The sequence below is a fragment of the Psychromonas sp. Urea-02u-13 genome (assembly GCF_002835995.1).
GTDB lineage: Bacteria > Pseudomonadota > Gammaproteobacteria > Enterobacterales > Psychromonadaceae > Psychromonas.
The window spans coordinates 1-17,633 of sequence record NZ_PJBZ01000042.1 but is presented as its reverse complement, the minus strand read 5'-3'; the positions used below and the strand labels follow the sequence as shown (position 1 = coordinate 17,633).

At 40.5% G+C, this 17,633-nt stretch carries 18 protein-coding genes; 15 read left to right on the top strand and 3 right to left on the bottom strand.

Annotation, left to right across the window (positions count from 1 at the left end; all coding sequences use genetic code 11):
* Positions 1–51: 51 nt before the first annotated feature.
* Both CXF74_RS04510 and CXF74_RS04505 read left to right on the top strand, forming a co-directional pair.
* Positions 52–957, top strand: coding sequence for a Gfo/Idh/MocA family protein (locus tag CXF74_RS04510; protein WP_101081208.1), 906 nt, complete (start codon positions 52–54; stop codon positions 955–957).
* On the top strand, positions 957–2,036 hold the full coding sequence (locus CXF74_RS04505; RefSeq protein WP_101081207.1) for a hypothetical protein: 1,080 nt from the start codon (positions 957–959) through the stop codon (positions 2,034–2,036). Before CXF74_RS04510 ends, CXF74_RS04505 begins: the two co-directional genes overlap by 1 nt.
* Before the next feature lie 127 nt (positions 2,037–2,163).
* On the opposite strand, the gene pckA is transcribed toward CXF74_RS04505, so the two are convergent.
* The 3 genes from pckA to hslR form a co-directional block, all read right to left on the bottom strand.
* Entirely contained in the window at positions 2,164–3,786 is a 1,623-nt protein-coding gene (gene pckA / locus CXF74_RS04500; RefSeq protein WP_101081206.1) for a phosphoenolpyruvate carboxykinase (ATP), read from the bottom strand.
* A 207-nt stretch (positions 3,787–3,993) separates the two neighbouring features.
* Complete coding sequence (gene hslO / locus CXF74_RS04495; RefSeq protein ID WP_101081205.1) at positions 3,994–4,854, bottom strand: Hsp33 family molecular chaperone HslO; 861 nt, start codon at positions 4,852–4,854, stop codon at positions 3,994–3,996.
* A gap of 14 nt (positions 4,855–4,868) precedes the next feature.
* The gene (hslR, locus tag CXF74_RS04490) at positions 4,869–5,285 is read right to left on the bottom strand and encodes a ribosome-associated heat shock protein Hsp15 (protein ID WP_101081204.1); all 417 of its coding nucleotides are present in this window, start codon (positions 5,283–5,285) and stop codon (positions 4,869–4,871) included.
* Positions 5,286–5,513: 228 nt separating this feature from the next.
* On the opposite strand from hslR, the gene gspC reads away from it, so the two are divergent.
* From gspC to CXF74_RS04420, 13 genes are all read left to right on the top strand, one after another.
* On the top strand, positions 5,514–6,377 hold the full coding sequence (gene gspC / locus CXF74_RS04485; protein WP_101081312.1) for a type II secretion system protein GspC: 864 nt from the start codon (positions 5,514–5,516) through the stop codon (positions 6,375–6,377).
* Positions 6,378–6,458: 81 nt separating this feature from the next.
* Entirely contained in the window at positions 6,459–8,507 is a 2,049-nt protein-coding gene (gene gspD, locus CXF74_RS04480; protein ID WP_101081311.1) for a type II secretion system secretin GspD, read from the top strand.
* Positions 8,507–10,039 carry a type II secretion system ATPase GspE gene (gene gspE / locus CXF74_RS04475; protein WP_101081203.1) on the top strand — a complete coding sequence of 511 codons (1,533 nt, stop codon included), beginning with the start codon at positions 8,507–8,509 and terminating at the stop codon, positions 10,037–10,039. The genes gspD and gspE overlap by 1 nt, the downstream gene beginning before the upstream one ends.
* A gap of 1 nt (position 10,040) precedes the next feature.
* On the top strand, positions 10,041–11,255 hold the full coding sequence (gene gspF / locus CXF74_RS04470; RefSeq protein WP_101081202.1) for a type II secretion system inner membrane protein GspF: 1,215 nt from the start codon (positions 10,041–10,043) through the stop codon (positions 11,253–11,255).
* A 260-nt stretch (positions 11,256–11,515) separates the two neighbouring features.
* Positions 11,516–11,959: a type II secretion system major pseudopilin GspG gene (gene gspG, locus CXF74_RS04460; protein WP_101081201.1), complete on the top strand. Its 444-nt coding sequence runs from the start codon at positions 11,516–11,518 to the stop codon at positions 11,957–11,959.
* Positions 11,960–11,970: 11 nt separating this feature from the next.
* Positions 11,971–12,576, top strand: coding sequence for a type II secretion system minor pseudopilin GspH (gene gspH, locus CXF74_RS04455; protein ID WP_157822328.1), 606 nt, complete (start codon positions 11,971–11,973; stop codon positions 12,574–12,576).
* Positions 12,573–12,953, top strand: coding sequence for a type II secretion system minor pseudopilin GspI (gene gspI, locus CXF74_RS04450; protein ID WP_198552781.1), 381 nt, complete (start codon positions 12,573–12,575; stop codon positions 12,951–12,953). The genes gspH and gspI overlap by 4 nt, the downstream gene beginning before the upstream one ends.
* Positions 12,940–13,572 (top strand): type II secretion system minor pseudopilin GspJ, encoded by a 633-nt coding sequence (gspJ, locus tag CXF74_RS04445; RefSeq protein ID WP_101081199.1) that lies wholly within the window; start codon positions 12,940–12,942, stop codon positions 13,570–13,572. The genes gspI and gspJ overlap by 14 nt, the downstream gene beginning before the upstream one ends.
* A complete protein-coding gene (gene gspK / locus CXF74_RS04440) occupies positions 13,569–14,552 on the top strand; it encodes a type II secretion system minor pseudopilin GspK (RefSeq protein ID WP_101081198.1) in 984 nt (327 codons plus the stop codon). Before gspJ ends, gspK begins: the two co-directional genes overlap by 4 nt.
* A gap of 13 nt (positions 14,553–14,565) precedes the next feature.
* On the top strand, positions 14,566–15,765 hold the full coding sequence (gene gspL / locus CXF74_RS04435) for a type II secretion system protein GspL (RefSeq protein ID WP_101081197.1): 1,200 nt from the start codon (positions 14,566–14,568) through the stop codon (positions 15,763–15,765).
* A 2-nt stretch (positions 15,766–15,767) separates the two neighbouring features.
* Positions 15,768–16,241 (top strand): type II secretion system protein M, encoded by a 474-nt coding sequence (locus tag CXF74_RS04430; protein WP_101081196.1) that lies wholly within the window; start codon positions 15,768–15,770, stop codon positions 16,239–16,241.
* Positions 16,242–16,269: 28 nt separating this feature from the next.
* Entirely contained in the window at positions 16,270–17,022 is a 753-nt protein-coding gene (locus CXF74_RS04425) for a type II secretion system protein N (RefSeq protein WP_101081195.1), read from the top strand.
* A gap of 4 nt (positions 17,023–17,026) precedes the next feature.
* Positions 17,027–17,494: a DUF3465 domain-containing protein gene (locus CXF74_RS04420; RefSeq protein WP_101081194.1), complete on the top strand. Its 468-nt coding sequence runs from the start codon at positions 17,027–17,029 to the stop codon at positions 17,492–17,494.
* Positions 17,495–17,633 lie beyond the last annotated feature (139 nt).

Sequence of the window (17,633 nt, the reverse complement as noted above, 5' to 3'; positions counted from 1 at the left end):
CAGTAATCATAGAACACTTTGTCTACTCTATCTCGCTTAAAAGGCCCTTTCATGAAAATTGCTATTATTGGATTAGGGGATATCGCTCAAAAAGCCTATCTGCCAGTGTTAACTCAACTGGAAAACATAGAGTTAGTTTTTTGCACACGTAATCAAGCCACATTAACCCGATTAGCTAAACAGTATCGTGTTAAATCGACATTCCAAGATTACCGACTGCTCAATAAGCAAAATATTGATGCGGTCATGATTCATAGCAGTACGACTTCACACCCTGCGATTGCGTCCTATTTTTTAGAGCAAGGCATTGCCACTTTTGTAGATAAACCATTGGCTGATAACGCCTTTGATTGTGAAAAACTGTATGAGTTGGCTGAAAAACGCAATGTACCGCTGTATATGGGCTTCAATCGTCGTTTTATCCCGCTTTATAATCAACACTTAAGTAATGAAAAATTACTGTCTTTACGTTGGGAAAAAAACCGTTTTGATTTACCGGGGGCATTACGCACTTTTGTTTTTGATGATTTTATTCATCCATTAGACAGCGTTAATATTCACGCTAAAAATAATATTGATGATATTAATATCGTCACTCAATTCAAAGGTGATCAACTAGGGCGTTTAGATGTGCAGTGGCTGCAAAATGGCACGTTATTACATGCTTCTATGAACCGTTTATATGGGATTACCAATGAAGTGGTTTCGTTTAACTATGAAAACGACAGTTACCAATTTGACTCTTTTGTCTCCGGGACACAGTGGAAAGCGAATCAGAAAACAGAATTACGTTTAGCCGATTGGACACCTATGTTAGCCAGTAAAGGTTTTAGCGCCATGATTGATGATTGGTTAACTGTGGTTGCCAGCGGGAAAATAGCTACCGAAGTGGTTCAGCGTAACTTAGCTAGCCATCAGTTGGCTGAAGCTATTTGTCAAAAAATAGGAAACCGATAATGCATCTGTGCTTTTCTATTACCGCGCATGGTTTTGGTCATGGTGCGATTTCATGCTCAGTGATTAATCGTTTAATGCGCTTTTATCCGCACATTAAAATATCGCTTATGACGCTACTACCAAAGTCTTATTTGGATTCTCGTTTAACCGGGGGTTTTGATTATTATGAGCTTGGCTCGGACTTTGGCATGTTGATGTCTTCTCCTATCGGTATCGATATTGAAAATAGCCGACAGAAATATCAACTGCTTTTTGATAATTGGCAGTCTTGTGTTGATAGTGAGAAAAAACTGTTAGCGACAATAAAACCCGATATGTTGATCAGTAATATTTCTCCCATTAGTCTTGACGCCGCGCATCAACTGGGTATAAAAACCGCCTCTGTCGCACCTTTTAACTGGGCACAAATTTACCAAGCGTACTGTTTAGATAATAACGCCGAGACAAAAGCCGTTTATCAAAAAATGCACTCTGTGTATCAAGCTGTTGGACAGGTTTTTAAACCGCTGCCTTTTGTGCCATTAAATGATGCTAATGAGATTGAAATTTCCAGTATTAACGATCAGCCTAAGGCCGACTTAGCCGCTTTATTAAAGCAATTGCCTATTAATACTAAAAAAATAGGCCTGATTGCACTTGGCGGTTTACCTTTCCCATTAGATTTACAAAATTGGCCTAAAAAAGAAGGGGTACATTGGCTGGTGGATCAAGCGATTCCGGCTTTACGTACTGATATGACTCAAATAGGCGCGTTAAAAGTGCCCTTTATACAATTAGTTGCCGCCAGTGATTTCATTATCACTAAACCGGGTTATGGCACTTATTGTGAAATTGCTGCTATCGCAAAATACAAAAAAATTAGAGTGATGAGTTTAGTGCGTCCCGATTGGCCTGAAACGCCTTACTTAAATCAATTTTTAAGGGATCGTGTTCCCTTTGTTGAGATAGAAGAAAAGCAACTCGCAGGGCCGGTCTTAAACGCGATTATTGAAAAGTTAACTGACAGTGACTACCCCGATGAACTTCCCTGTGAAGATGGAGCAATGCAATTAGTTGAGCAACTGTTACGTATTAAATAAGAGCGTTAAATAGTGAGCAGTAAAGAGTAATTATTAGCTTTGTTGCTGAAGAGGTCGTATTAGAGAGTATTAAATTGGCAGGGGTAAAAACAAATCGCGCTTATTGTCAGTAAGCGCGATGTAAAGTCTAAACTAGGTGTTTACTGAGTTGTGGTCCTGCACTAACCAGGTCTTTTCCCTGTTGCTTATCGGTATAACGTGCAAAGTTATCGATAAACAATTGTGCAAGATTCTCCGCTTTCTCATCCCACTCAGCAACATTGCTGTAAGTATCACGTGGATCAAGAATACCACTATCAACACCCGGTAAGGCTAATGGCACGGTTAGGTCAAACAGTGGAATCTGTTTGGTTTGTGCACTTTCAATCGACCCATCTAAAATCGCATCGATAATGCCACGTGTATCCTGAATAGAGATACGTTTACCCGAACCATTCCAACCGGTATTCACTAAATACGCTTCTGCACCGCAGGCTTCCATACGTTTTACCAATTGCTCTGCATACTGCGTTGGGTGCAATGATAAAAATGCAGCGCCAAAACAAGCGGAGAAAGTAGGTGTTGGTTCAGTGATGCCGCGCTCTGTTCCTGCTAATTTAGCCGTGAAACCAGAAAGGAAGTGATACTGTGTTTGCGCTTTAGTCAGTTTTGACACCGGCGGTAAAACACCAAAGGCATCCGCTGTTAAGAAGATAACTTTTTGCGCATGCCCACCTTTAGAGATAGGTTTTACAATGTTATCAATATGATCAAGCGGGTAAGAAACACGTGCGTTTTCAGTTTTACTCGCATCATCGTAATCAACGACACCCTGTGCATCAATCATCACATTTTCAAGTAGTGCATCACGGCGAATAGCACCAAAGATATCCGGTTCAGCTTCTGCGCTTAAACGAATTGTTTTTGCGTAGCAGCCTCCTTCAAAATTAAATACACCGTGATCATCCCAGCCGTGTTCATCATCACCAATTAAGGCACGTTTAGGGTCTGTAGACAGTGTTGTTTTACCTGTGCCAGACAAGCCAAAGAAGATTGCCGTATCACCAGCTTCACCGACATTAGCGGAACAATGCATAGACGCCATTCCGTTAAGTGGAAGTAGGTAGTTCATCACAGAGAACAAACCTTTTTTCATTTCGCCGCCGTACCAAGTACCACCAATGACTTGTACTTTCTCAGTCAGGTTAAAGGCAACAAAATTTTCAGAATTCAATCCTTGAGATTGCCAATCAGGATTCGTTGTTTTAGAACCGTTCATAACAACAAAGTCTGGTTCAAAATCGACAAGTTCCGCCTCGGTTGGGCGAATAAACATATTTTTAACGAAGTGCGCTTGCCACGCCACTTCCATGATGAAACGTACTTTTAGACGAGAACTTTCATTCGCACCGCAATAAGCATCAATGACAAATAATCGTTTGTTTGATAGCTCTGTGCTCACTAAGTTTTTTAAGTGTGCCCAGGTATCTTGCTCAATCGATTTGTTATCATTTTTACCTTGTTCGCTCCACCAAATGGTGTCACGCGTGGTATCGTCTTTTACAATATATTTGTCTTTCGGAGAGCGGCCTGTAAATATGCCTGTGTCAACAGCTACCGTGCCGTTTGATGTAAGAATTCCTTTCTCAAATCCAACTAGTTTGTCGTCCATTTCTTCACTGAAGAGCACGTCATAGCTGGGGTTATACACAATCTCAGAAACACCGGTAATGCCATATTCGCTTAATGTATTAATTGCTAATGTAGTCATACTCAGTTCCTCTTAAATGATTGAAATTTCATTGTTGAGAGTAAGGTATTATCTGATAAATAGGTGAGATCTAGGTCATGTTATCGATTAAAAATTAATCGTATATGTAAAATAATTGCAGCAATTATGTGACAGGCGTTTTTGTGGGTTTTTTAAATAAAAGATAGAAAGGCGCAACACTAAATTATTTTAGCGTTGCGCAACAAATTAGTGTTGCTGGTTATGATCATCGCCAAGTAAAATTTGTAGATCATTTACTTCAAAACGGTAATCACTGGCACAATATTCACAATGCATTTCAATAGCGCCACTTTCGTTGATGATATCCATAATCTCTTCAGGTGCAATAGAAGCAAGAGATGATAAACAACGTTCTTTTGAGCATGAGCATTTGAAAGTAATAGATTGCTTTTCAAATAAACGTAGCGCGTCTTGATGATATAAACGGAATAACAGGTCTTCTTGTGTTAGTTCATATAACTCTTCAGCTTTAACTGTTTGTGCAAGCGCTGATACATGTTGGAAATCTTCTTCATGTGTATCACTTGTCGCGGGTAACGTTTGAATCAAAAGACCTGCTGCACATGATTTCTCACCATGTTTTGCGTGTAAAATAACACGTGTCGGTAATTGTTCAGATTGTTCAAAATAATTTTCTAAACAAGCGCTTAACGAATCATGATTGATATCAACGATACCTTGGTAACGCTCGCCTTCATCAGGCGTAATGGTGATCATCATATGACCTTTACCCACTAACTCAGAGAACGATAAACCTGTTGTATCGCCATCTACGCGTGCGGTGCCACGTACTTGTAAATCTTGGTTGGCATTAATAACTGCCATTTTTACAGGGCCGTCACCTTGAAGCTGTACTGCAATTTTACCTTCAAATTTCAGCATTGCTGTTAGTAGCGTGGTCGCGATTAATAATTCACCGACCAAATTAGCGACTTCAGGGCTGAAGTTGTGATTTTTAATAATTTCACTAAAGCTGTTATCGGCATTGGCTATTTCGCCACGAATTTCAAAGTCATCAAAAAGGAAACGCTGTAGTTGATCTGTCATTAGTTTTGTCTCTATTAGTCAAAATTAGCGCTGTTACGTTGTGCTTTCGCTTGTATCAACTCTCGGCGCTGTTTTTTATTGGGTTTTTTGTCTGGGTGCGGGGCATTTTGTAAACTCAGTTTACGTAACACTGAATAGGCTTCGCGTTTCTTTATACTGTCGCTTGTTTCTTGGTAAAGGGTCTCTGCGATTGGCGCGCCACGGCGTTGGTCTGATAGTAGTTCAATGCTCACCTGTTTTGAAGTATCGCCTTGACGAATGGTTAATAATCCGCCCAATTCGACGACTTTACTCGCTTTGGCGCGTTGACCATTATAATGCACTTTACCGCCGTTAATCATATCACGGGCAATGCTACGAGTTTTATAGAAACGTGCCGCCCATAACCATTTATCTAAACGAATTTTTTTATCGGATTGTTTATCAGACATCGGCATACTCACTTGTATAAAGAGTTATTATATCAAAGAAGAATTAAACGCTAGTTCATTTTTTGCAATTAGCAATAAAAATATAGTCAAATTTCTGTCGTAAATACACTGTTTCTAGGCGTTTAATCCCTCAATAGCACATAATTAGTGCTATTTTCTTGTTGCTAAGCTCACCCTAAGGTAGCATAGTAAAACTATTATATTTGTATGAAAACAGGGTTGTTATCAGTGCCATTCGCTACTTTTTTACAAAAATCACCCATGGTCATTTTGGCTGTTATTGCCTCTTTATTAGCTTATCAACTCGCGTTGTTAACATGGGCATTTGTGCCTGAAAATAAACCGGCACTGTTGTGGAAACCTGCCTCAGCTAAAAATAATCAAGATAGCAGCCAAATTAATACCCGACAATTACAACAGCAGCATCTCTTTGGTGAAAAAGCGCAAGAGGTTAAAACCGTTGTGCAAGAAACTACGATTGATAATGCACCTAAAACGCGGCTGAACTTAAAACTAGTTGGTGTTGTTGCTTCTTCTGACCCGCAGAATTCAAGTGTCATTATTGATAACAAAGGGCGTCAGGGTAGCTACTTTATGAATTCTAAAATTGATGGCACCAGTGCCGTTATCAAGAAAATTTATCAAGATCGTATTATTTTAGAAGTCAATGGTTCACATCAAACCTTAATGTTAGATGGGGTCGAGTCTCTTGATAAACAACACCTGAGCCATGAAAAAAAAGGCCAAACAACAAAATCTCAGCAAGTTGTTAAAGCAGAGGTTAAAACGGTCAATCTAAACCGTAAAGAATTACTGAAAAACCCTGGGAAGTTAACCGATTACATTCGTATTTCACCAGTAAGAGAAAACGGTAAAGTAAAAGGTTATCGTGTTAAACCAGGTAAAAACAGAGCGCTATTTGAACAAGCGGGTTTAAAAAGTGGAGATTTAGCCGTTGAATTAAATGGAATTGATTTAACAGATACGCAACAAGCATTTACGTTAATGAAAGCGTTCCCAACCATGACTGACATGACATTGTCTGTTGAGCGAGGTGGGCAGTTACATGAGTTGTATTTTAGTATCCCATAATAGAGTAGAAACGCTTTTGTTAAAAAGTAACTTTAAAAAATTAAGTGAACGTTGGAGTAGTATTGAATGATATTTTTAGGGATGAAAAACAAAGTAGGCAAGCTACTTAATTTAGGGCTTTTAGCGACTGTTTTAAGTGTTAGCCATATTAGTGCCGTATCGGCCGCTGAATACTCAGCCAGTTTTAAAAATGCTGATATCAATGAATTTATCAACATTGTTGGTAAGAACCTCAAAAAAACCATTGTCTTAGATCCAACAGTACGTGGCAGCATTAATGTACGTAGTTATGACCTACTAAATGAAAAACAATATTACCAATTCTTTTTAAATGTTTTAGAAGTTTACGGTTTTGCCATTGTTGAGATGGAAAGCGGTATCATCAAAGTCATTAAAGCCAAAGATGCAAAGGTATCAGCGATTCCGGTTGTTGATGATGGTCAGCAATTCAGAGGAGATGAAATGGTTACCCGCGTTGTGCCGGTAACAAATGTTTCAGTGCGTGAATTAGCGCCTCTATTACGTCAGCTAAATGATAATGCGGGTGGTGGCAACGTGGTTCATTACGATCCATCAAACGTTATTATGATCACCGGCCGTGCTGCCGTGGTAAATCGTTTAGTTAAAATCATCCGCCGTGTTGATAAAGCCGGTGACCAAGAAGTTGATATCATCAAGCTCAAATATGCAAGTGCATTAGAGATGGTGAAAATCGTAAGCTCTATTCAAAAACCAGCTGCCGGTACTAAAAATACGACGCCAAGCATTTTAAAACCGCGTCTAGTCGCTGATGAACGCACTAACTCATTGATTATTAGTGGTGAAAAGAAAACCCGTGCACGTATTGTTAAGTTAGTGAAAACACTAGATGACGAACTTAAAAATAGCGGTAATACACGTGTTTTTTACCTTAAATATGCGAACGCAAAAGAAGTGGTATCGGTATTAAAAGGCGTTAGTAAAAGCATTGAAAATAAAGATGGTAAAAAAGCAGGCAGTAAATCGAGTCGTTCAGAATTAAGCATTGAATCGCATGAGGGAACCAACTCTATTGTTATTTCTGCTCAGCCGGCTTTAATGTCTTCGCTGAGTAGCATTATTCGTCAGTTAGATATTCGCCGTGCGCAAGTATTGGTTGAAGCGATTATTGTCGAAGTATCAGAAGATGACGGTATTAACTTAAGTGTGCAGTGGGCAACCCCAGCCGGTGGCACGCAGTTTAAAGATAATGGCGTAACCACAGGTGATGTCATTGGCGCCGCTTACCAGGTACGTAATGATGAAGATGATCTTGATGCAGTTGTTAATGTGATTGGTAAACTAGCGGGTGGTGTTGCCGGTTACGTAGGTGATGATTGGGGGGTCATGTTACAAGCAATCAGTACTAACTCTTCATCGAATATTTTAGCAACACCGAGTCTTACGACACTGGATAACGAAGAGGCAAGTTTTGTTGTGGGTGATGAAGTACCGGTACTAACAGGTGCGACTTCAAGTTCGTCAAATGATAATCCTTTCCAGACTATCGAACGTAAAGAAATTGGTATTAAGTTAAAAGTAACACCACAAATTAATGATGGTGATGCGGTTCAGATGGTGATTGAGCAAGAGGTTTCCACTATTAACGGATCTACTTCTGTCGATATTATTTTTGCGACACGTTCTGTTAAAACGACAGTCTTAGCAAAATCGGGTGAAACCATTGTTATTGGTGGTTTAATTGATGAGAAAGTGACTGAAACGGTCCAGAAAGTGCCACTTTTAGGGGATATCCCATGGCTTGGTCATCTTTTTAAATCCACCAAAAGTAGCACTGAAAAACGTAACTTAATGATTTTCTTACGCGCCACGATTATTCGTGACGATGAAACAATGAGGAACCTAAGTACACGTAAGTACGGCTTGATTCGTGACGTACAGCTTGGAAAAAATGAGGGCGGTATCAATCTCATGCCAAATAGTAATGCACCAGTTTTACCTGAATGGGGCAAGAGCCAAGAAATTAACCCTGCTGACTTTATGTCTAACAAGGAACGTAAAAAAGCAGAAAAAGCTTTAAATGAAAAAGAACAGGCAGCGCTTACTGAATCAACTGATGACGCAGATAAATCTGCGCAGGAAGAACAGTAATGAGCACGTTGGATGGCGAATCATTAGAGGGCATCATTGAGAGTCAAGAAGATCACTCTGACGTGACACCTCGTGGGCAGCTACCGTTTCCATTTTCAAAGAAACACGCATTAGTGATTTTTTATGATGGAGACAAAAGCGAGCTGTGTTTTAAAGCGCAACCTAGCGCTGATATTTTACTCGAAGTACGCCGCGTTTTAGGGCATACCTTCACACTGACACAAGTAAATGATGAGCGTTTTGACCAATTAGTTGGCATTGCTTATCAATCATCGTCATCGGAAGCACAGCAGTTAATGGAAGATATCGGCAGTGAAGATTTCTTTACACTGGCTGAAGAGTTACCCGGTGATGAAGATTTATTGGAAGCAGAAGATGATGCGCCAATTATCAAGCTTATTAATGCCATGCTCGGTGAAGCGATAAAAGAAGAAGCGTCAGATATACACATAGAGACCTTTGAAAACTCGCTGGTGATACGTTTCCGTGTTGATGGTGTTTTACGTGAAATTCTTAAACCACAACGCAAATTAGCGACACTGCTTGTTTCGCGTATTAAAGTCATGGCTAAACTGGATATTGCAGAAAAACGTATTCCACAAGATGGCCGTATTTCATTGCGTATCGGTGGACGTGCGGTTGATGTACGTGTGTCAACGATGCCAGCCAGCCACGGCGAACGTGTTGTATTACGTTTGTTAGATAAAAATGCCATTAAACTCGATCTAGACACGTTGGGTATGACTACGCAAAACCATCATTTACTGCGTGACCTAATCCATAAGCCACACGGTATTATATTAGTGACTGGGCCAACTGGTTCGGGTAAAAGTACCACGTTATATGCAGGTCTTTTAGAGATTGATGCCAGAGAACGTAATATTTTAACCGTCGAAGACCCAATAGAATATTCCATTGATGGTATCGGTCAAACACAGGTTAACAGTAAAGTAGACATGACCTTTGCACGTGGTTTGCGTGCCATCTTACGTCAAGATCCCGATGTTGTGATGATTGGTGAAATACGTGATTTAGAAACCGCACATATCGCAGTACAAGCCAGTTTAACCGGGCATTTAGTATTATCAACTTTGCATACTAATACCGCCGTGGGTGCTGTGACACGTCTACGTGATATGGGTGTTGAACCTTTCCTATTATCATCGAGCTTATTGGGTGTACTTGCGCAGCGCTTAGTACGACGTTTATGTAAGCATTGTAAAGAAGCACATCCATCGACTGAAAAAGAAAACCAAATACTGGGCTTAAATGCAGCTGAACATCCTCTGGTATATCGTGCCATTGGTTGTCCTAAATGTAATAACAGCGGCTATAAAGGGCGTACCGGTATTCATGAATTATTAGTGGTGACCGATGAAGTGCGTGAATTAATTCAAAATGGCGCAAGTGAGCAAGCGGTTGAGAAAGTGATTCGTCAAACCTCTGCCAGTATTCGTGATGATGGCCTGGCTAAAGTCTTAGATGGACAAACCACACTGGAAGAGATTCTGCGTGTAACAAGAGAGGATTAGCGTGGCGACTTTTGCTTATAAAGCCATTGATAACAATGGCAAACAAAAAAAAGGCACCCTAGAGTCTGATTCTGCTCGTTTATTGCGCCAGCAATTACGCGCGATGGGGCTGACTCCTGTTGAAGTTGAGCCGGTGGCGAATAAAGCCACTAAAGCGGGTTCAAACATATTACGCAGTAAAATAAAAACCGCAGAATTAGCGCTGTTGACACGACAGCTTTCCACCCTTGTTGCTTCCTCTATTCCGCTTGAAGAATGTTTACAGGCGGTTTCTGAACAGTGTGATAACCCTAAAATAAAAACCATGATCTCCTCTGTGCGCAGTGGCGTGATTGAAGGGCATACACTCTCTGACAGTATGCGCGGTTTTCCCCTTATTTTTGATAACCTATTTTGTTCGATGGTGGCAGCCGGTGAAAAATCGGGACACCTTGATAAAGTATTAGATCGTTTGGCGGATTATGCAGAGCAACGCCAAGAGATGAAAAGCAAGATGATGCAAGCGCTGATCTATCCCATCGTATTAACGCTGGTGGCTATCTCAGTTGTCGCTATTCTTTTGACTTCTGTAGTACCGCAAGTGATTGGCCAGTTTGAGCATATGGGCGCGGATTTACCGACACCGACTAAAATTTTAATTGCTGCAAGTGATGCACTGAGTAGTTATGGCCTTTATTTTGTCATGCTAGTGATTGGTTTTATTTTCTCATTCAAAGTGTGGCTGAAGAAAGAAAAAAATCAGCTTAGGTTTGATCGCTACCTATTAAAATTACCCGTATTAGGGCGTGTGGCGAATGAGCTTAATACCGCACGTTTCGCACGTACGTTAAGCATTCTCAACAGCAGTGCCGTGCCTTTGTTAGAAGCGATGGGTATTGCCGGTAATGTATTAAGTAATCAACATATTCGCTTGAAAGTCAGCGAGGCAACCAACCTCGTTAGGGAAGGTACCAGCTTGGGTCGCTCACTCGAGAGTACTAAGTTATTCCCACCGATGATGTTACATATGATTGCCAGTGGTGAAAGAAGTGGTGAATTAGGTAATATGTTGGAACGATCTGCGGATAATCAGGACAAACAGTTCTCAGCACAAGTTACTGTCGCGCTGGGAATTTTTGAACCTGCGTTAGTTGTTTCGATGGCAGGTGTTGTGTTGTTTATTGTGTCCGCTATTTTACAGCCGATTTTACAGCTTAATAATATGGTATCAGGATAACTACCTGGTATAACTATCTGGGATAATTATCTGATATAACTGGAACGATCTGCGCATAATCAAGACAAACAGTTCTCAGCACAAGTAATTCTCTGCAAAAGTTACTGTCGCGCTGGGAATTTTTGAACCTGTGCTGGTTTTTTCAATGGCATGTTTATTGTGGGCGCTATTTTGCAACCCATTTTACAGCTTAATAATATGATTTCAGGGTAAAATGACACTGAGATTGTGACGTTTATATTTAATTTTAATAAGGAAATATCGTGAAAAATAATAATAAAAAACAGAGTGGTTTTACACTACTCGAAATCATGGTTGTTATCGTTATCCTTGGGGTACTAGCATCGATGGTCGTGCCTAATTTGATGGGTAATAAAGACAAAGCGGATCGCCAAAAAGTGGTATCTGATGTGGTTGCATTAGAAAACGCATTGGATATGTATAAATTAGATAACAGCCGTTACCCAACAACAGAACAAGGTTTAGAAGCATTACAAAACAAACCAAGTGGCGATCCAGAGCCACGTAATTACCCAGAAGACGGTTACATTAAACGTTTACCTGAAGATCCTTGGGGTAATGAATACGTATTAAATAGCCCAGGCGAACACGGAAAAATTGATGTGTTCTCTGTTGGTCTAGATGGTGAAGAAGGGACTGATGATGATATCGGTAACTGGAATTTAGATGGTAAGAAAGACTAAGTATTTAGACGGTGTTTAAATACTCCGCTAAGGCGCGTTTCCAAGCAGGTTTTACCCTGCTGGAAATCATGCTGGTATTAGTGCTTATCGGTATGGCCTCTGTGGGTGTGATGATGGCAATGCCACAGCACGCTAACGAAAATGACAATGTGGATTGGCAATCACAGCGTTTTAGTACGTTATTGCAGTTTGCAGAAGACGAGGCGTTAATCTCTGGTAAAGAGTTAGCGCTGGTCTTTAAAGATAATACTTACCGTTTTGCTTTTTATGATTACGAAAGTAAAAAATGGTTAGCGTTAGAATCTGAGCAAATTGGAAAATTAATCGAAATTCCTGAATCAATGACCTTTGAGCATACTTTACTTGGGTCTGTGTGGGATGAGATTGAAGCAGAAGATGAGGATGTGTTCCTCGATGAAGATTATTTAGTGCAGATAGATAGCGATGAAGACGAAGTTAAAAGTTATTCACCGCAGGTTTATATTATGTCTAGTGGTGAAGTGACACCTTTCCGTGTGTTGTTTTCAGAAACAGGCACCAGCGCGGATAAACGCAGTAGTTTATTAGAAGTGAGTATGAGTGGCGCTATTAAGCGCACTAAGTCAGGTGATGAATGAATTTTCTGACAACACTCAAAAAACAGCAAGGCATGACATTACTCGAAGTGATGCTGGCGCTTGTTATCATGGCAACATCCGGTGTAGCGGTAATGAACGCGGCATCAGGCGCATTAAATGGCCAGGCGCATCTACAAAATAAAACCTTTGCTTTGTGGGTAGCGAGTAATAGCTTAACGGAATTGAAATTGAAGAAAGTATGGCCGGCAGCAAGCTGGCGATACGATACCGCCGACTTAGCGGGTGTGACTTGGTATCTGCGTTATAAAAGCGTAGAAACGGGCGATAATAATTTTAAAGCATTAGATATTGAAGTGAGTGATGTTGAACGTGGTCGTGCACTTGCTTATATGAGGACTTACATTGCAAAACCGTAATGCCTACCGTGCAACGCAAGGTTTCACCCTCTTAGAAGTATTGATCGCCATTTCTATTTTTGCCGTGATGAGCATGGTTTCTTATCAGGTATTACAAGGCGTGATTCGCAGTGGCGAAATCAGTAAACGACACAGTGATGAATTATTAAAAATTCAACGTGCGATGCTCATCATTGAACAAGATTTTACGCAAATAATTGCCCGTGCATCAAGAGATGAAAGTGGCGACAGTGACCAAATTCGCGTTTTAAGTGTCGGAAAATCATTGTTCGAATCAGAAGATGAAGGTATTGAGTTTACCCGTTTAGGTTGGGCTAATCCGCTTGGTTTGTTGCCTCGCTCTAACTTATTACGTGTGCGTTACCGTTTGTTTGATGGGCAACTGCAACGATTATACTTTTTGTACCCTGACATTGTTGCAGGGCAAGTGCCTGAGACGCAGGTTTTATTAGAAAATATAGAAAAATTAAGTTTTCGTTTTTGGTCTGATGGTTGGAAAACCACTTGGACTGAAAAAAGCAAATTACCTTCAGGTATTGAGACCACCTTTACCAGTAAACAGTTTGGTGAGATTAACCGACAATTTTTGGTTTCTGAAAGTGAGGTATTAAGTAAATGATGCTTAATTCTCCTCAAAAACAGCGTGGCATTGCGTTAATCACTGTATTAATGATTTTAGCGATTATGGTGACTATCGCCTCAACCATGACCGGACGGTTAACACTTAGTTTAAAGCGTACAGAAGGGCTTATTTTCTCACAAAGTGTGTACTGGTATGGCCAAGCCGCCGGAGATTTCGGGCGAATGGTCTTAAACCAAGACTTTGCCGATAGTGATGTCGTCAGCTTAGATCAAAACTGGGCATTGCCAGAGATGGTTTTTCCCCTTGAGAATGGCAGTATTACAGGTGAATTTAAAGATTTACGCAGTTGCTTTAATCTTAATGCCTTAGGGGTTAAAGACAAAGGCACGATACGTGCAACACCGGTGACTCAGTTTCAAGCCCTGCTAGAAGGCATTGGCATCAATGATTACGCGGCTGAAATGATTGCTGAGTCAGCACGTGATTGGGTTGATAAAGACGATCAAAGTAATGCTGCACAAGGCGCTGAAGACAGTATTTATCAAGCACGTTCAGTTCCTCATTTAGCAGGAAACAACTTGATGGTTGATGTGAGCGAATTACGTGCAGTACAAGGTGTTGGTCAGAAGGTTTATGACCGTATTGCCCCTTATTTATGTGCTATTCCAACGGTTGACCAAAAAATTAATATCAACACAGTAAAAGTAGAACAAGCCGCTGTGTTGTATGCACTTTTTGAACGTGATTTTAACCTTGCGTTAAGTGATTTTACTAAAGTATTAGAGGACCGACCGGTTAGTGGTTGGAACAACGTCGATGATTTTTTAGCATTAAGTATTTTTAGTGAGTCGAAACCCTCAGCAGAAATAAAAGCACAGTTAAGTGTCAGTAGCGAGTATTTTCAACTTAATGGCAAAGCCGAGTTTGAAGATCGTATTATTGCGGTGCAGCTACTATTTCAAATGGATGAAAAAAAAGCCAAAGTGATCCGATACCAATCGGGCGGGCTTAAATAGATGGAGAGTGTGGGTGAGTGAACGATTAATAATCCGCCTAGCAAGTGAAGCTTCGCAAAAACAGCATTGGCTTATCTGGTCAGAGGGCGAGAAAGAGATCATCGCTTCTGGTGATATTGATAATGCCGAACAGTTAAAAACATTAACTGAAAAAGCCGCATCACGTCATGTCATCTGTTTATTACCAGGTGTCGATGTTTGCATTAAAGAAGTGCCCATTAATGGCACTTTTAATCGTCAGATGCAAAAAGCACTGCCTTATTTAATTGAGGAAGAGCTGGCGGGTGATGTTGAAAAATTACATTTTTCCGTGATCGCAAAACGCACTGATCTTGTGCATGTTGCCGTGTGTGATAAACAGCGTATGTATAACTGGTTAGGTTGGCTCGCTGACGCACAAATTAGTTGTAAGCAATTTATTCCCGAAGGATTAGCACTGCCAACGCCAGCGGATAGAAACTGGCAAGCGGTGCAACTTGATAACCACTGGATAGTACGTGAAAGCAAAGAGCTTGCCTGGAGCAGTGAGCTGTCAATGTTTGATGTCTTTCTTTCCTGCAAAATTGAGCAAGATAGCCAGCAAACAATCGAAAGTTACAGCCCTCTTTTAGAAGAGCGTCGTGGTGATTGGGTTAATGATCTGCCTACATTACCAATGGAATTGTTATCGGTTGGCGCACTCAGTTGCAAAGTAAACCTGTTAAGTGGCGAATTTAAAGTAAAAAAAGAGACCAATCAAAATATCGTTAAATGGCGTTTACCTGCTATTTTGGCTGCTTTGTTCTTTGTGATTAGCTGTGTCAATTTGTACATGGAAAATCGAAAAATGGAAGCTGAGGTCATCTTAGTTAAGGGCCAAGTTGAGAGTGTTTATAAACTCGCTTTTCCAAGTCAGAAAAAACTACGTTATACCCGCGTTAAGAAAAAATTGAAAACCATGCTTTCTGATATGAACAATAGCAATGGTGCATCTGGCTTCTTAGTGATGTTAGGTGAATTAGCGCCGACTTTTAAAAGTAATAAGGCGCTAACACCGAGCAGCCTCAAGTACGATGAGAAGAAACAAGAGATGCGTATTTTAGGTATCGCGAGTAATTTCCAGGCTTTCGAAAAATTCTCCACTTCATTGCCACAGCAATATTCCCTAAAGCAGGGCGCGCTTAACAGCAGTAAAAACCAAGTAAGTGGTTTATTAACAATAAGGAAGAAATAACCATGGAACAGTTTAAAGAGTGGTGGGAAAGTATTACTCAAAGAGAGCAACAACTAGCGATAGCAAGCGCCGTGGTGATTGGCATTGCAACGTTATATTGGGGTATTTGGACGCCATTAACGGATCAGCTTGCTGAAAGTAAAAAACAATTAACACGTGCTGAAACCACACTGAGTTGGACACAAGAAAAAGCGACTCTTTTATTACAGGCTGGCGCGGGAAAACCACAAGCAAGACGTGGAAATTTAACGCAGATTTTAAATAGCAGCGCACGCAAGAGTGGCATTACCTTTTCTCGTATTGTGAATAAAAACGATAAAATTGAAGTGTGGATAACCAATGTAGAGTTTGAGTCTTTTCTTAAATGGCTAACCACCCTGAGTAATCAGTATGGTGTGTCCGTATTGAATGCAGACTTAGCAAAAACCAATCAAAAAGGTTACATCAAAGTTAACCGTCTATTACTCAGTCATTAATCACTTAGACACAGATTAGAGAAGTCTTATGAAAGTAAAAATTAGTTTGGCATTTATTGCCATATACCTGTTTTCGTTAGTGTTAACGGCTCCGGCTAGTATGATCACACGTTTTATCCCAGATAATGCCGGTGTTCAAATCGGCCATATTTCCGGTACGCTTTGGAATGGTAAGTTATCTCAGGTCGATTATCGTAACCAATTTCAATTACAAAAAGTCACTTGGAAAATGAATTGGCTAGCGCTGTTTACCCTTAAACTTCAAGCGGATGTTAAATTCAGCAATGGGCGTAAAGTCATGAGTGGCGCAGGTATTGTCGCTTATAGTTTGTCTGGTATGACACTTTCGGATGTGAATGTTGATATGCAAGCAAGCGCATTATTACCTTATTTAACCTTGCCTGTGCCGGTCGATTTATCGGGGAAATTCACCTTAGTGATTGAAAATGGATCACAAGGCGCGCCTTACTGCGAAGAGCTAGACGGTTATTTAGTGTGGCATGATGGCAAGATTGGCACACCAATGGGTAATATTGATTTAGCGACACCGAGCATGGACTTAAGTTGTGTTGAAGGTGGCTTCGTGGCTTCGCTTAAACAGCATTCTGAGCAAATAACAACAAACGCAAATATCTCCTTAAAAGAGGGAGGTAGCTATCAGCTTGAAGGTAATATTATTGGTCGTGAAAAATTAGACCCTTCTATCTTGCAGGCGTTGTCATGGCTCGGTCCAAAAACGGCAGCCGGTGAAACTGTATTGAACTTTAAAGGGCGGTTATAACGTAATGAACAACGCAACGAAGAAACTGTTTTGTTTATTACCGCTTTTGTTGCTTTTATCGGGCTGTTTTAATGATAATAATGCACAGTTAAATAATCTTTATAGCGATGGTGATAGTGAATCTGATTCTTTATTAGCGGGCGCGGATCATATTGAGTTTTTATATAAGCAACAACGTGGTGGTTCAAAGGTTAGTAGCATTGGACGTATTGCGAAACTGTTTGCAGATCAACAATCTCCCTATGTAGCGCAAATGATTTTGATTCGTTTGAGCTCAGGCAGAAAATTATTAATTAAACACAATATCGAAAAATCAATACCACTACCTAATCTGCTGGTGGGGGAAATGCTGACCTTTAGCGGTACTTACAGCTGGAATAGTAAAGGTGGAATGGTTCTATCAACCCACCTACAGCCTGAACAACCACAGCGCTCTGGCTGGCTTAAATATCAGGATGTTACCTACCAGTAAGTTGCCTATAGCAAGTTAAATCACGGCTAGCGCATTTTAATCCCTGATTCTATAAGGGTTGAACGATAGTCATCATCTAGTGCTGCCATCTTCTTTTTAGCTTTGATACTTGCCGACTTTGTCTCATCCTGTTTAAACC